At 40.6% G+C, this 14,838-nt stretch carries 19 protein-coding genes; 8 read left to right on the forward strand and 11 right to left on the reverse strand.

Annotation, left to right across the window (positions count from 1 at the left end; translation table 11 throughout):
* Positions 1-183 precede the first annotated feature (183 nt).
* Positions 184-336, reverse strand: coding sequence for a DUF1540 domain-containing protein (locus AC6CHU_RS19410; protein ID WP_159869824.1), 153 nt, complete (start codon positions 334-336; stop codon positions 184-186).
* Between the two features lie 170 nt (positions 337-506).
* The gene (locus tag AC6CHU_RS19415) at positions 507-1,475 is read right to left on the reverse strand and encodes a metal ABC transporter substrate-binding protein (protein WP_159869827.1); all 969 of its coding nucleotides are present in this window, start codon (positions 1,473-1,475) and stop codon (positions 507-509) included.
* A 311-nt stretch (positions 1,476-1,786) separates the two neighbouring features.
* Here AC6CHU_RS19415 and AC6CHU_RS19420 point away from each other — a divergent pair, with 311 nt between their 5' ends.
* Complete coding sequence (locus AC6CHU_RS19420) at positions 1,787-2,350, forward strand: beta-class carbonic anhydrase (RefSeq protein ID WP_159869830.1); 564 nt, start codon at positions 1,787-1,789, stop codon at positions 2,348-2,350.
* On the opposite strand, the gene yidD is transcribed toward AC6CHU_RS19420, so the two are convergent.
* Positions 2,347-2,586: a membrane protein insertion efficiency factor YidD gene (gene yidD, locus AC6CHU_RS19425; RefSeq protein WP_159869833.1), complete on the reverse strand. Its 240-nt coding sequence runs from the start codon at positions 2,584-2,586 to the stop codon at positions 2,347-2,349. The two genes, AC6CHU_RS19420 and yidD, sit on opposite strands and share 4 nt — an antisense overlap.
* Positions 2,587-2,727: 141 nt before the next feature.
* On the opposite strand from yidD, the gene AC6CHU_RS19430 reads away from it, so the two are divergent.
* Complete coding sequence (locus AC6CHU_RS19430) at positions 2,728-3,201, forward strand: S-ribosylhomocysteine lyase (protein WP_159869837.1); 474 nt, start codon at positions 2,728-2,730, stop codon at positions 3,199-3,201.
* Between the two features lie 28 nt (positions 3,202-3,229).
* Here the strand turns inward: AC6CHU_RS19430 and cls are convergent, their stop codons facing one another.
* On the reverse strand, positions 3,230-4,678 hold the full coding sequence (cls, locus tag AC6CHU_RS19435; RefSeq protein ID WP_159869839.1) for a cardiolipin synthase: 1,449 nt from the start codon (positions 4,676-4,678) through the stop codon (positions 3,230-3,232).
* A gap of 85 nt (positions 4,679-4,763) precedes the next feature.
* Positions 4,764-4,943, reverse strand: coding sequence for a YtzI protein (gene ytzI / locus AC6CHU_RS19440; RefSeq protein WP_159869841.1), 180 nt, complete (start codon positions 4,941-4,943; stop codon positions 4,764-4,766).
* A 127-nt stretch (positions 4,944-5,070) separates the two neighbouring features.
* On the opposite strand from ytzI, the gene AC6CHU_RS19445 reads away from it, so the two are divergent.
* A complete protein-coding gene (locus AC6CHU_RS19445) occupies positions 5,071-5,508 on the forward strand; it encodes a Dps family protein (RefSeq protein ID WP_159869843.1) in 438 nt (145 codons plus the stop codon).
* Between the two features lie 379 nt (positions 5,509-5,887).
* Here AC6CHU_RS19445 and AC6CHU_RS19450 read toward each other — a convergent pair whose 3' ends face one another.
* Positions 5,888-6,145: a DUF6154 family protein gene (locus tag AC6CHU_RS19450; protein WP_035330414.1), complete on the reverse strand. Its 258-nt coding sequence runs from the start codon at positions 6,143-6,145 to the stop codon at positions 5,888-5,890.
* Positions 6,146-6,419: 274 nt separating this feature from the next.
* On the opposite strand from AC6CHU_RS19450, the gene AC6CHU_RS19455 reads away from it, so the two are divergent.
* Positions 6,420-6,749 carry a hydrolase gene (locus AC6CHU_RS19455; protein ID WP_159869845.1) on the forward strand — a complete coding sequence of 110 codons (330 nt, stop codon included), beginning with the start codon at positions 6,420-6,422 and terminating at the stop codon, positions 6,747-6,749.
* A gap of 115 nt (positions 6,750-6,864) precedes the next feature.
* Here the strand turns inward: AC6CHU_RS19455 and AC6CHU_RS19460 are convergent, their stop codons facing one another.
* Positions 6,865-7,734: a DUF6612 family protein gene (locus AC6CHU_RS19460; RefSeq protein WP_285870852.1), complete on the reverse strand. Its 870-nt coding sequence runs from the start codon at positions 7,732-7,734 to the stop codon at positions 6,865-6,867.
* A 165-nt stretch (positions 7,735-7,899) separates the two neighbouring features.
* On the opposite strand from AC6CHU_RS19460, the gene ytkD reads away from it, so the two are divergent.
* Positions 7,900-8,376: an RNA deprotection pyrophosphohydrolase gene (ytkD, locus tag AC6CHU_RS19465; RefSeq protein ID WP_159869849.1), complete on the forward strand. Its 477-nt coding sequence runs from the start codon at positions 7,900-7,902 to the stop codon at positions 8,374-8,376.
* Positions 8,377-8,402: 26 nt separating this feature from the next.
* On the opposite strand, the gene AC6CHU_RS19470 is transcribed toward ytkD, so the two are convergent.
* The 3 genes from AC6CHU_RS19470 to AC6CHU_RS19480 are packed head-to-tail and all read right to left on the reverse strand — an operon-like array spanning position 8,403 to position 10,989.
* Complete coding sequence (locus AC6CHU_RS19470) at positions 8,403-9,212, reverse strand: ABC transporter permease (RefSeq protein ID WP_251284595.1); 810 nt, start codon at positions 9,210-9,212, stop codon at positions 8,403-8,405.
* Positions 9,190-9,969 (reverse strand): ABC transporter ATP-binding protein, encoded by a 780-nt coding sequence (locus AC6CHU_RS19475; protein ID WP_159869853.1) that lies wholly within the window; start codon positions 9,967-9,969, stop codon positions 9,190-9,192. The genes AC6CHU_RS19470 and AC6CHU_RS19475 overlap by 23 nt, the downstream gene beginning before the upstream one ends.
* A 24-nt stretch (positions 9,970-9,993) precedes the next feature.
* Positions 9,994-10,989 (reverse strand): ABC transporter substrate-binding protein, encoded by a 996-nt coding sequence (locus AC6CHU_RS19480; RefSeq protein ID WP_159869855.1) that lies wholly within the window; start codon positions 10,987-10,989, stop codon positions 9,994-9,996.
* A gap of 155 nt (positions 10,990-11,144) precedes the next feature.
* On the opposite strand from AC6CHU_RS19480, the gene AC6CHU_RS19485 reads away from it, so the two are divergent.
* Both AC6CHU_RS19485 and AC6CHU_RS19490 read left to right on the forward strand, forming a co-directional pair.
* A complete protein-coding gene (locus AC6CHU_RS19485) occupies positions 11,145-11,930 on the forward strand; it encodes an alpha/beta hydrolase family protein (protein WP_159869857.1) in 786 nt (261 codons plus the stop codon).
* Between the two features lie 85 nt (positions 11,931-12,015).
* On the forward strand, positions 12,016-12,258 hold the full coding sequence (locus AC6CHU_RS19490) for a DUF2584 domain-containing protein (RefSeq protein WP_048007830.1): 243 nt from the start codon (positions 12,016-12,018) through the stop codon (positions 12,256-12,258).
* Positions 12,259-12,648: 390 nt separating this feature from the next.
* On the opposite strand, the gene pckA is transcribed toward AC6CHU_RS19490, so the two are convergent.
* A complete protein-coding gene (gene pckA, locus AC6CHU_RS19495) occupies positions 12,649-14,235 on the reverse strand; it encodes a phosphoenolpyruvate carboxykinase (ATP) (protein ID WP_159869859.1) in 1,587 nt (528 codons plus the stop codon).
* Between the two features lie 218 nt (positions 14,236-14,453).
* Here pckA and AC6CHU_RS19500 point away from each other — a divergent pair, with 218 nt between their 5' ends.
* A complete protein-coding gene (locus AC6CHU_RS19500) occupies positions 14,454-14,828 on the forward strand; it encodes a thiol-disulfide oxidoreductase DCC family protein (RefSeq protein ID WP_159869861.1) in 375 nt (124 codons plus the stop codon).
* Positions 14,829-14,838 lie beyond the last annotated feature (10 nt).

Below are 14,838 nucleotides of genomic sequence, written 5' to 3' on the forward strand. Positions count from 1 at the left end.
ACGGTTGATAACATATGTATCACTCCTATAAGTTGTTGTTATTCTATACATTCCCGATAAAAAAAATAATAAACTCCTTTAAAAAACAAAAGCGGTGCAACCAATGCACCGCTTTTGGGTAATACGCATATTTGGAATGGCACCGCTGAAATTCGACAAAATTCGGGTGGTGCCTGTCACCAATTAATGAGGCTCAAAGGTTTTGCAGTCAGTTTCTTTGGTGCTGTCCGCTGTTTCGCCAGTATGGCTGACTACGTATATCTGGTCTGCACTGCATAGGTTTCCATCTTTCCAGAATGTGCAGTTGTTTACTTCACATAAAACATCTTTTGCCATTGTTATTCCTCCTAAGCAGAAAAGGTATGACCAAAGCCGAAAACGTTTTATTCGGACGGCATCAGGTCTTCTATATTTTCTGCAATGACAGGCAAATCAGTCATGGCATTTGGAGGAATGTCATATGCTCTTTAGAATAAAAAACCTCCCAGGCTGGGAGGTAAATGTGCTTATTCATTTAAAGCTTTATCAAGTGCAGACAGATTGTCTTGCATAAGAGTGAAATACGTTTGGTTTTCATTAAGATCTTCTTCTGTTAATACGGATAAATTATGCAGCTTTAAAGGATGTGCTCCAATTTCTTTTTGGAGAATTTCGGTTAGTTTAGAGCTGACATTCTGTTCAAAAAATACATATTTCAAGTCGTGTTCTTTTGCTTCCGCAATAATTTTCTGCAGTTCCTTTTGGGTGGGCTCGCTGGAGGAATTTAAACCGGATACACTGATTTGATCCAAACCATAACGGTCTTCCCAATATCCATAAGCTGCATGTGAAACAATGAATTCCTTATGCTTTGCACCTTGTATGGTCTGTTCAAAATCATTGTGTAGATTATCCAGCTCCAGGGCAAGCTCCATGTAATTTTGTTCAAACTGCTCTTTCTGATCCGGCATCTGTTCCACTAGAGCATCTTTTATAGATTCAGCCAATTCTTTGGAGTATAACGGATCGAGCCAAACGTGCGGGTCAATATCCCCGTGGTCATGATTATGCCCGTCTGCAGCATCATCTTCATGGTGATCTGCATCTTCTTCATGATCAGGATCATGTTTTGCATCCGAGTGGATAAACTCTATATTTTCTCCAGCTGCAGCCAGTTTAACATTTTCATTCTTCAATGTTTCTTTTGCCTTTTCCACAAACCCCTCAAGACCCAGACCTATATAAATAAATAGATCTGAATCGGCCAGCTTCATCATATCTTTTTGAGAAGGTTCAAACGTATGTTCATCCGAACCGGGCGGGTAGATGGTTTCAACTTCTATCGCATCTCCTCCAATTTGCTCAGTAAAATATTGGAGAGGATAAACCGTTGTATAAACCATTGTTTTATTGCTGTGTTTCTCTTTATTTTCATCAGTACAGCCAGAAAGAACAAGGATTACCCCGAGAATATATATTAAAAATGCTTTTTTCATTTTTTCCTCCTTCAATAAAACGTATTTATTACGATTTAAAACGCGGACCCTATTATAGATAATGTTTGTTAAATCCAAAAATAAATGTCAAAAAATAATGATAATACGTAATCATTACGATTTCTCTTAGTCATCTTACAAAATATCATGATAAAAAGCAAGGATTAAAATTTGTTTGAAGCCGCTCTATTATGTATCATAATTATTAAGGCCTGTGAATGGTCTGGATTTAGTAAAAATTTTTTCTCATCAAGTATTGGGCAAATTCCTGCTCAATCACAGTAATTCACAAAAGACAGGGAGTGGAACCATTGAAGCTTTTAGAAGAGATCTTAAACCATAACCAGCAATTTGTTGAAGAAAAAAAATACGAAGAATTTGAAACAACGAAATTCCCTAATAAAAAAATGGTTATCCTGACTTGCATGGACACACGTTTAGTGGAGCTTTTGCCAAAAGCACTTAATGTAAGAAACGGCGATGTGAAAATCATTAAGAATGCGGGAGCTTTAGTAACCCACCCATTTGGAAGTATTATGAGAAGCATATTAATAGCTGTTTACCAGCTTCAGGCTAAAGAAGTATTTGTTATTGGCCATCATGACTGCGGAATGAGCGGAATGAAAGCAGATGCGGTTGTCAGCAGCATGAAGGAAAGAGGCATTACGGACGACGCATTGGATACGATGACATACTCAGGAATCGCCGCAGAAGATTGGCTAAGAGGTTTTGAAAATGTAGAAGAAAGTGTGTCCCATAGCGTACATATGGTGAAAAAGCACCCGCTTATGCCGGCAGATGTGCCTGTGCATGGGCTTGTTATTCATCCCGGCACAGGCAAGCTAGACCTTGTTGTGGAAGGATACGAGGGTTAATTTTTATTCTTTCTGGGCCATTGCTCCGGAACCAGGTCGACACCGCCCGGATGAAGGGGATGACATTTAAGGATCCGTTTTATTGTCAGCCAGCCGCCTTTGAATGCGCCGAATCGCTTAACTGACTCCAGCCCATAATGGGAACAGGTTGGATAAAACCGGCATGTAGGAGGCTTTAGCGGGGAAATCACAATTTGATAAAACCGAAATATTGAAATTAGAATTTTTTTAAGCATGGCATTACCTTTCCTGGTTAAATCAATTTTTCTTTTAAAATAACATATAATCGTAATAAAGTCATAATTTTCATATTAATTTGATGAATTTACTCGGATATTATGTTATAGTAAAAGGAAAACTTCAGGGGAGTGTTTAGTATGCCTTCAGTGGAAAGTTTTGAGTTGGATCATAATGCGGTTAAAGCTCCGTACGTGAGGCACTGCGGTGTTCATAAAGTGGGCAGTGATGGATTAGTGAACAAGTTTGACATCAGGTTCTGCCAGCCAAACAAACAGGCGATGAAACCGGATGTTATTCATACACTTGAGCATCTGCTTGCATTTAATATCCGGACACATGCAGAGAAATATGACCATTTTGATATTATTGATATTTCCCCGATGGGATGCCAGACTGGTTATTATTTAGTCGTAAGCGGTGAGCCGTCAGTTGAAGAAATAATTGATTTGCTGGAAGCTACAATGAAAGATGCCGTTGAAATTACCGAAATCCCTGCTGCAAATGAGAAGCAATGCGGTCAGGCGAAGCTTCATGATCTTGAAGGGGCAAAGCGCCTAATGAGATTTTGGCTGCAGCAATCCAAGGATGAATTGAAACAGGTTTTTGCATAAAGAAAACGGGCTGATTTTTCAGCCCGTTTTATAGTATAGGTGATAGAAGCCTTGATATGGATTCTTTCAATTTTATTTTCAAGGCCCTGCTTCTGTAATCTTCAGCAGTCAGCTTTGCTGAAAGCTCGACATCTTCTTTAAAGCTCTCAGTCAGTGCTTTTGAAACTTCCTTATCATAAATAAAGGCATTTACTTCAAAATTGAGCCTGAAGCTTCTCACGTCTATATTCGCAGTTCCTACCGATGAAACTTCTTCATCCACAATCAGGGTTTTTGCATGTATAAAACCATTTTCGTATATATAGATATTTGCATTTACTTTTAGCATTTCTCCTATATAGGAGTAAGTAGCCCAATATACAAACATATGATCAGGTTTATTCGGGACCATAATATTCACTTCCACCCCTGACAATGCAGCTATTTTTAATGCATCCAGGAGGCTTGCATCCGGAATGAAATATGGGGTTTGGATATAAATTGACTTACGTGCAGATGAAATCATTTTTATATAGCCATTTTTTATTTGTTCCCATTCGGAATCCGGGCCGCTGGTAACAATCTGTATTCCTACGCTATCCTGGGACTCGCCCAGCGGAAAATACTCTGGAGCATAGAAAATGTCATGGCGGTGGGAAGCCTGGTTCCAGTCGAGGATAAAGCGAGTCTGCAGGGAATGGACAGCACTTCCTCTGATTCTTAAATGGGTATCACGCCAATACCCGAACTTCGGGTTTAGCCCGAGATATTCATCTCCGACATTGAAACCGCCAACATATCCAATTTGACCGTCAATTATGGCAATTTTCCTGTGGTTGCGGTAATTGATTCGCAAATTGATAAAATGCAGGCGCGACGGGAAAAAGGCCTCAATTTCTCCTCCAGCCGCAATCAGCTCTTTGAACGCCCTTTTGTGCAGGCTTCTTGAGCCAAGTTCATCATAGAGAAGCCTAACTTTAACACCTTCTTTGGCCTTTTCTGTTAAAAGATTTATTAAGCTTTTCCCAAGATTGTCTCTTTTGAAGATATAATATTGCAGATGGATATGATCCGTTGCTCTTTTGATATCCTCTGCAAGCGAATTAAATTTATCTTTCCCGTCTGTAAAAACCCTGACCTCATTATCCTGGGTCAATACCGCATCATTGTTAATAAGGTGCATATAGATAAGGTCTTTGGAGTTTTCAATGATATCATTTCCAAAATGGAAATCCTTTTCCTTAATGCCTCTGATTTGATTGTTCAGCAGTTCATCAATGCCAATTTTTTTGCGGTCTTCCCATTGGAACATCTTTCTTCGGGTTAAATTCTGTCCAAAAAAGAGGTACATGAAAAAACCAAGAAGAGGAATAAAGAACAAAACCATGAGCCATGCCCATGTGGCTCCTGCATCCCTTCGCTCCAGAAAGATAACAAAGACAGCCAGGATAATATTTAATACTAAAAATACTGTAAGCATCATGGAGTATATATCCATCTTATAATCCTCTCCACCTGTATATTTCCGTCCATTTAAAAAGAAAACCTCCGGCTGTACGGAGGCATTATATTATAGTGTATGCTTATGAACGGTTTTGGTTATCTTCTTGCCCCTCTTTAGCCTCTTTTTGTTCCTCGCTGTCAGGAAGCGGATCAATTGGGTCTACCGTATGCTTGAATTGATAAGCCTTTGAAGTGGTAATAACGCTAAGCAGCAGGACCACAATCACGATTATGATCGATATGACTAATACCGTATACATATTTATCCCCCTTTTCACTCAATATTCTACCATGAAAGCAACTCAATAACGAAAAAATTTCACCATTACTTTGTACAGGTTTTTATTTTGACGAAGTGGGTAATATATTGTTGGGAGGATGATTATCATGAGTAAAGAATTAGTAAAAGCTGTTAACCAGCAGGTAGCAAACTGGACAGTTTTATATGTAAAACTGCACAATTACCATTGGTATATTAAAGGGAAAAACTTTTTTACCCTTCATGAAAAATTCGAAGAGCTTTATAATGAAGCAAATGTACATGTAGACGAACTGGCTGAAAGAATCCTTGCTCTTGAGGCTAAACCGGTTGCAACAATGAAGGAAGTTCTGGAGACCAGCTCTCTGAAGGAAGCGACAGGAAATGAGAATGAAGAACAAATGGTTCAAACTGTAGTTGATGACTTTGAAAAAATGGTGGACGAGCTTCAGGAAGCAATCGAGCTTGCCGAAGAAGCCAAAGATGAAGGAACAGGCGACATGCTGATAGCTGTAAAGCAAAGCTTGAAAAAACATATCTGGATGCTTAAAGCATACCTTGGATAATAGAAAAAGACTGGCTGGAAAAGCTGGTCTTTTTATTTGGCTTTTTTCTTAAAGTTGGTTGCTTTTCATAAGTTAGTTTAAATTTGCTGAGTTGATCTTCGCTGTGGGCACTTGATCTTCGAAATTGCTGACGCATTTCCTTCGTTCATTAAAGAGAGCTTTTTCAATGCCCTGCAGGAGGAGAGGGAAGTGTGAGACCCCGCAGTCGAAGCCAAGAAGGCTCGCACTCCTCCCCGCGCGTTTGCTGCGTGCCTTTCACTGCAATCAACGGGCTGAACTTATAAACAAAAACAGCATTCTTTTTTATTAAAAAAAATAAAAAAGCGGCTTAGCGCCGCCTTCGAGTATATGGATCATTTCTAAATCGGATATGTATAGTTTAGTGTATGTTGCGGTGGTGAATGATTGGGCTTCTGCGCTGGCCATAATTTTCACTGGCAAACTTTCCTTTTAGGCTCTCGATTAGATAAAGTCCCATTAAATCATATAATTCCTGATTATCGAGATCTTTGATAATATTCAGCAGGTCTTCTCTGTCCATTTCTTCTAAGAAGGCAAAAGCGAGCATATCGATATCCTCTTCATCACCTGTAAGCTTATTCCTGTAAAGCTCATATAGCTCATCAATCAGTTTCATGATACCACCTCCTTAAAATACTCCAGTTTTCTATAGTATACTTAATTTAATACCCCTGATGCAGGAAAATATTCACGGCAGATGAATCGGGAAGTTATTTCTCAATTATTTAACTTAGTATATGTAAGCTAATGAAGAATGATCGTAATTTTGTATAATTTTATCACAAATGTGGGATACGATAACTATAGAAACTTGATATTTATTAAAAAATTATGATCTAGCCGGTGTTGAATATGAGTCAAAGCAATGAACAAAAAAGGGGCTGACAGGATTGGAAGGAAATAAAAAGACGTATTATATAACGCTGGGTTCAGGTGAGATTTCTCAAAGTGCCACTGACTCCACTTGGAATTATAAAATTGAGGCAACTGATGATGAAATTATTGCCTTAAGAGAATATTTTGACCAGAACTATTCCACCGAATGGCAAAATTTTTTCAGAGCCCATGTTCCTTATGTTCAATACCATTATGACCGTGAAAACGACGCCTATGATGAAACAATGAAAAAAATATATGGGATGATTTATGATCTTGGAGACGAGGAAGCAAGGCAGCATATTGAAAGCATGGGGATCCTTACAGAGGATGAGCATAAATAGAAAGGCGGACGGCTCCCGCTTATCGGCTTAGACCCAAGAGCCGGTTGTGCCTGGAGCTGGACAGTTATCGTTGTACTGAAATAGTAGAAAAAGCTGAGGCAGCGCCTCAGCTTTATTACATTTCCATTTCTACAGCTGAATCAAGAACTTCCTGCGGAACGGAAATAGCCTCAACTTTATTATAGTTTGAGTATTCGCCGTTCATGTTCTGCTTCATGGTGATTTTTTGGCCTTCAGCGGTAATCTCCATATCCATAACCATATTCAGCACGTTTGGGTAAAAAGTTTCTTTATCAATGACAATTTCGTATTCGACGCCTTTGATGTTCATGTTTTCAAGCATTTCACCATTGGCAGCCATTTCAGGCGGCAGCGTTTCTGCTGCAGTTTCCTTGACGAAATCATTGAATTTTTCTCCATCGGCTTTCAGTTTCAATATAAAGCTTTTTTCATCCTGTTCGAAGGTAAAATCGTCCACAAACTCTTGCAATTTTTTCAATTCCTCACCAGGATTGGTCTGCTGGCTGGACATTTGAATTAAATCATCAGACATTTCTTTAGGGAACTTCATCCACTGCTTTCCGGCTGCATCATATAGAAACATGCCGTCTTCGTTAAAATAGCTTTCCATATCAAATGATTCTTCTGCGCCTGCCATTGACATAGCCATTTTTTGATAAAAAGCCATGGGATCTGTTGTAACATCCATATCAATGACAGAATCGATATTCATATTTTCACCCTCAGCACCAGAGCTCATTTCCTGGTTCATATTCATTTTTACTGAAAAGCTTTTTAGCTCTTGAGAAGCCTCAGTTGATTTCTTTAATACTTCCTCCAGAGTCATTTCAGAAGATTCTTCTGTATTGGTTTCTTCCTTTTCTGTGCCGGCCGATGATCCATTGGCAGGTTTGGCTGTTTCATTACATGCAGCCAGCATGAAAATCATGAAGAAGCTGGCAAGGATTGCAAGAGATTTTTTCAAGATATACACTCCTCTATTTATGTTAGTCACCTAATTTTACGGAAAAAAAGGGAAAAAGTTTCAAAAATATGTAATTTAATACTTTAGCCCCAGAAAGTTTTTAAAAAATTGATTAGCCCTTATAATGAAAACATCAGAATCTTAATTATCGAGTGAGGGGAAAGCATGGAAACCTTTTTGGATGAAAACGGCGGGAAAGTGCGTATTTCTTTTAATAAAAAAGCATTCGGAATCGAGCCTGGACATGTTCTGGTCATTTGCCGCTATGGTGACCAATGGCTGCTGACGAATCATAAAAAGAGGGGATGGGAATTTCCGGGAGGTAAAAGAGAACAGGGAGAGTCTCTTGAAGAGGCAGCCAGAAGAGAAGTATTTGAGGAAACCGGAGCAGATTTACATAGTCTGCATTTTATAGGTGAATATGAAGTTAACTTGGGTAAAGAGCGTTTTGTCAAAGCTATTTTTTTCGCAGAGGTAAAAAGCCTCAACAAGACAAATCAATATTTTGAAACAAACGGTCCTATCCTGACTGGGGGAAACCTGCTTGAAGACAGGTGGAACAGTAAATACAGCTTCATAATGAAGGATAAAGTAATTGAAAAGAGCCTCGAAAGAATTTTGAAGGAAAAGAAGGTAAATTAAAAAACGGCATGTGGTTTGCCGTTTTTTTATGAACCATTTTTAATCAGTTTTCTCTCGAGGAGTTCAACCAGCTGATACATAACTGTTGCAAAAACAGCAATTACAAGCAATGAAAGCATAACAAGAGTGAAGTTGAATACTTGGAAGCCGTAAATAATCATGTATCCAAGACCTTTTGAGGATACAAGGAATTCGCCGACGATCACCCCGACCCAGGATAACCCCACATTCACCTTTAAAGTAGAAATGATGGTCGGAAAAGAAGCAGGCAAAATAGCTTCCCTGAAGATTTGAAATCGATTTGCGCCAAAGGTCTGAAGCACTTTAATATAATTGGGGTCTACTTCTTTGAAAGATGTATACACCACGATGGTTGTAATAATGATTGAAATAATCGCGCCCATGGCAACAATTGATGTAAAGCTCGGCCCCAAAGCAACGATTAAGATAGGACCAAGAGCTACCTTTGGCATTGAATTCAAGACAACTAAATAGGGATCAGCTATTTTTGATAACATTGGTGACCACCAGAGGATGGCTGCAAGAAGCGTGCCTAATAATGTCCCTAAAATGAATCCAAATACGGTCTCTGACAAAGTGTAGCCCAGATCCACCATCAAGGTGCCATTCTGAATTTTTGTCAAAAATAATCCCCATACTTTAGAGGGTGCACTAAAAATCAGCGGGTCAATCCATTGCTTTTGGCTTGCCACCTCCCATCCTGAAAAAAACACAATAAAGATGACAGCCTGATAGAAACGGACCCATTTCTTTTCTCGGTTCAGAGACTGAATGTATCTCTGGTGAAGGTGTTTAACGTTCTCCTGCGGGCTCAAGAGACTCCAGCTCCTTCCATATAGTTTGAAATATCGCAGGGTATGCTTCATGATTTCTTGCATTAAAAGGAGTTTCATCTCGTAATTCTTTTGGGATTACAAATGTTTTATGAAGCTGTCCAGGCCTTGCGGAAAACAGAAAAACACGGTCGCTCATACAGATTGCCTCTCCAATATCATGTGTAACCAGTATGGCTGTTTTTCCGAAGGATTTGAGCGTATCAGAGACCAGATCCTCAAGCTTAAGTTTGGTTTGATAATCCAATGCGGAAAAGGGTTCATCCAGCATAAGCAGCTTTGGCCCGGTTGCAAGTGTTCTTACAAGGGCAACCCGCTGGCGCATTCCGCCAGACAGCTGCTTCGGATACTGTGACTCAACACCTTTTAATCCCATCTCCTGAAGGAGCTTCAGTGCATAAGCTTTTTTGTCAGGAGAGAGGCTATTCCCGATTTTCAGCCCCAGCAGTATATTTTCTTCAATATTCTTCCATGGAAAAAGATAATCTTGCTGCAGCATATAGCCAATTTCATTTTCAGCTGTCTCAACCCGCTTACCTTCAAGTGTGACAGTGCCTTCTGTAGGTTCAAACAGGCCTGCAATGATGGATAGCAATGTTGTCTTACCGCATCCGCTTGGGCCGAGGAAGGAAACAAATTCTCCTTCCTCCACTTTAAGCGAAACATCGGAGAGGGCCGTGACAGCAGAGGTTTTCGTAAAATAAGTGTGGTGCACAGCATCAACTTTCAGGAAATCCATGTCGGCGCCTCCTCTTTTATCTAGTTACTTCATTACCCCTTCAGCAATATCTGTGTTGACAAGCGTGCCGTGTTCTATGCGCTTAGGAAGTTCTCCTGCTTCATCCATGATGTTCTGCAGGTTTTCCCATTCTTCGGTTTCTAAAATAGGATCTGTTGCAAATGACCCCTGACTCTTATAGCGGTCTACTACCATTTCAATGATTTCAAGTTCAGTGTTGTCAAAATATCCTTGAATGGCTTCTGCCGTTTCTTTCGCGCTATTCTCTTCAACCCATTGCTGTGCCTTATAGATCGCTCTTGTAAATTTCTCAACTGTTTCCTTGTTTTCATCAATATAGCTTTGCTTCGTCATAAATGTGGTATAAGGTATATGTCCGGATTCGGTTCCAAAGGAAGCAACAATATATCCTTTGCCTTCTTTTTCGAATACACTTGCAGTAGGTTCAAATAGCTGGACAAATTCACCGGTCCCCGAAGCGAAAGCCGGGGCAATATTGGCATAATCAACATTTTGGATTAATTCCAAGTCCTGATGCGGGTTAATGCCATGCTTTTTCAATACAAATTCGCCGGCCATCTGAGGCATGCCGCCTTTACGCTGCCCGAGAAATGTTTTGCCCTTCAGCATATCCCATGAAAAGTGGTCGATTTTATTGCGGGAAACCAGGAATGTTCCATCCGTTTGGGTTAGTTGGGCAAAGTTAATGACAGGATCAATAGAGCCCTGAGCCGAAACGTAAATGGAGGTTTCTGAACCTACAAGCGCGATATCAGCGCTGTCCGACAGCAGAGCGGTCATTGTTTTATCTCCGCCGGCTGTTGTTGTAAGCTTTACATTTAGCCCTTCTTCTTTAAAGAAACCTTTCTCAAGGGCAACATACTGTGGTGCATAGAAGATAGAACGTGTCACTTCAGCAATGCGGACAGTTTGCATTTCATCCTTTCCGCAGGCTGCTAATGGAACAATAAGCATCACTGCAAGCATAAGCAGCATGCTTGTTTTTATCCATTTTTTCATAAGCCATAAGACCTCCCTTATGCTAAAGAGTCAGATTAAAAATCCTAGGATATCGTATGAAAATCAAAAAAATGTGTGAATGCCCATGGAAACATTTTTAGATGAAGGTCTAAATGCTCAGAATAAAAGGAAGCTTTAAAAGGGAGGATGAGAACATGAACTTTAAAAATGGCCAAATCATCAATAAACAGAGATTCCCTTCGCCAAATCCGGCAATCGAATTATCTGTTGTCACATATCATGCAAATGGTCTACATATAAAAGGCCTGCTGGCAGAGCCAAAGGGGGAGGAGCTGCATGATGGGTTCCTTTACCTGAGAGGAGGCATAAAAAATGTCGGGAAAGTAAGGCCTTCCCGGATTGTCCAGTTTGCCTGTGAAGGTTTTATTGTATTCGCGCCTTTTTACAGAGGTAATCAGGGTGGAGATGGAAACGAAGACTTCGCAGGGGAGGACAGACAGGACGCATTTGCCGCGTTTAATCTTCTACAGGAGCATGCCCGGGTAAAAAGAGTCCATATTTTTGGTTTTTCCCGTGGCGGCGTAATGGCCCTCCTTACTGGAATAGAGTTTCCTAAAGCCGCCTCCGTTGTAACATGGGGAGGGGTCAGTGATATGTTTCTCACCTACGTGGAGCGCAAGGATCTCCGGAGAATGATGAAACGTGTAATTGGCGGAACTCCGACAAAGTTTCCGGAACGATATAAATACCGCACCCCGCTTTTTCAGCTGGAGCAGCTGCAGTCACCTGTCTTAATCATTCATGGAGAACAGGATCATAATGTTTCAGTGGAACATTCCTATCGCCTTGAAAAAAGGCTTAAGGCTCTAAATAAAGATGTGGATAGCTGGTATTTCTCTGAATATACCCACTACTTTCCGCCCGCCGTGAACCAGAAGACGGTAGAGGATTTGGGTGCATGGATGAAAAGCCATGTATAGCAAATGATTTTCACTTAAAGGCTTTCAGAGCCGAAACAGGTGGGGTAAAATAGAGGAAAGTAATAAGAATGAAGGAGAGATACCAATGGGTATGCCTTTAGAGCTAAACACAATGATTGTTACAAAGGGAAGGGAAAAAAGACTTGATGAGAATTATTTTTCACTTGTCAAAGAAGGATACAGATTATATCCGCTCGATATCCCGGTCGAGGTAAAAAGGACAATTGATGGCGACCTGAACGGAATGGGAGTCATCCGTAAAGTGGAATGGGAAAACAGCCAGACACTCATTACTTACCAGCTTGTTTCCTTAAATTCAACCAATTAGAAGAGCGCCTGGACATGGTCCGGCGTTTTTTTTGTTCAAAGTTTTCTGTAACTGTAAGCGGGTTCCTCCAGGTGCGGTGAAGGAATGCGAAGGGAGCTAATCAGAGGGGATAGTGCCTCTTGGGAGCAGAGAAGAGTCTGTGAAAAGAACTAATCGGTGTGATAGCGCCATTGGGCGGGGAAAAGTCTCTCCTAAGGGAACTATACAGAGGGAGCAGTGCCACCGAGAGCGGAAAAGGGGCTGCGAAGAGCACTAAACAGAGGGATTAGTACCACAGGAGCAGAGGAAAGAAGAAAAAATCGAATCGCTACCCAGTAAGAGGGTGTAAGTCCACCTCCGTTCATTCTTAATACAAAAAAGAATTGCCGCATAAACGGCAATTCTTCTCTATTATGCGATTGGTCCGCCCTTTTCTTCAATTTCAGATGAAACGCTTGTAAACTTCTTGAAGTTTTCACGGAATTTTGAAGCAAGTTCTTTTGCTTTCGTTTCATAAGCAGCCTGATCTGCCCATGTTTTGTTTGGCTGAAGTACTTCATCAGGCACTCCTGTAACATGCTGAGGAATTTCCAGCCCGAAAATTTCGTCCTTGATCGTTTCTACGTTGTTGAGTTCACCTTCGAGTGCCGCTTCGACCATTGCACGAGTGTAGGCAAGTTTCATGCGTTCACCGACTCCATACTCTCCGCCAGTCCAGCCTGTGTTTACAAGGAAGACTTTTGCGTTATGCTCATCGATTTTCTCGCCAAGCATTTCAGCATAACGATTTGCAGGAAGCGGAAGGAACGGTGATCCAAAACATGTAGAGAATGTTGCCTGCGGTGATGTAATGCCGCGCTCAGTTCCTGCAAGCTTGGATGTATAGCCGCTTAAGAAATGGTACATTGCCTGCTCTTTTGATAGTTTAGAGATTGGAGGCAATACGCCAAATGCGTCAGCTGTTAAAAATACGATTGTATTAGGGTGTCCGGCAATGCTTGGGTCAACGATATTATCGATGGCCTGAAGCTGGTACGCCGCACGTGTATTTTCAGTTAAAGTGCTGTCATCGTAATCTGCAACCCGGGTTTCGCTGTTTACCACTACATTTTCTAATACAGCACCAAAACGGATCGCATCAAAAATCTGCGGTTCTTTTTCACGGGATAAGTTGATGCATTTCGCGTAGCATCCGCCCTCAATATTGAAGACTCCATTCGCAGACCAGCCATGCTCGTCATCACCGATTAGCTTGCGGTTCGGATCTGCAGATAAAGTTGTTTTTCCAGTTCCGGATAAGCCGAAGAATAAAGCAACATCGCCTTCCCGTCCAACGTTTGCGGAACAGTGCATAGGAAGAATTCCGTTTTCTGGAAGCATGTAGTTCATAACAGAGAAGATGGACTTCTTCATTTCACCGGCATATTCTGTTCCGCCAATTAAAACGGTGCGGCGTTCAAATGAAATGATAATGAATGTTTCGGACTTTGTTCCGTCAACAGCAGGGTCTGCTTTGAAATTAGGAGCAGAAATGACAGTGAACTCTGCCTGATGATCCAATAGCTCGTCTTCTGCAGGGCGAATGAATAACTGGTGGGCAAATAGGTTATGCCATGCATATTCATTGATTACCTGGATAGGCATGCGGTGTTTTTTATCAGCACCTGCGAATCCTTTGAATACGAATACTTCTTCTTTTTCTTTTAAGTAATTGATTACTTTATTATAAAGATTAGAGAATGCTTCTTCAGAAATGGGCTGGTTTACACTGCCCCAGTCCATTTTGTCTTTATTTGATGCTTCTTCAACAATGTATTTATCTTTAGGAGAACGCCCTGTATACTTTCCTGTCGTAGCGCGAACAGCTCCAGTAGAAGTAAGGGACCCTTCATTGCGGTTTAGAACCTTTTCCACAAGCTGAGGAACGGATAATTGCACTTGAATGTTGCTGCCATTTAGTAATTCGCTCAATTCATTTGATATGCTTACAGAGTTCATCTGATGAATACCTTCCTTTTTCCCGATTTTTTTATGAAAGTGATTACATCTCGAAATTAGTATAACACATTGAAATGATTAGTCTATACTATTACGAAACTTTTTTGTCTGTGTTATAAAATTGTCACATTTGGACATGCAATCCACTTTAATCACCTTATAACTGATATATGCTATTATAGAAGAAAGTGTTAATTTTATCATGGGACTGATCTAAAATGAAGACAATTGCCCTATATGATGGAACATGTTCTTTATGCAAGGAAACAAAGAGGATTTTTAATAAACTCGATTGGCTGAATAAAGTCGAATGGATCTCCCTGCAGGAATATGAAAAAATGCAGGGCACTTTATCGTTTTCCAGACATGATTTGCGGAGGGAGCTTCATATTATTACTCCCGCAGGCAGCGTGAAAAAGGGTTACACTGCAGTAAGGAGACTTCTGTTCCTCTTTCCTGCAACCTTTTTAATCAGCACCCTGTTGTATATACCACTCACAGCACTTCTGGGCAATCCGACATACAAATGGATTGCGAAAAACAGGCACAAATTTCTAAAGAAAAAGTGTGATGATGGAAGCTGTTCTCTATAAGGATGAAGCA

It is taken from the genome of Cytobacillus sp. GQ23 (genome assembly GCF_059758675.1).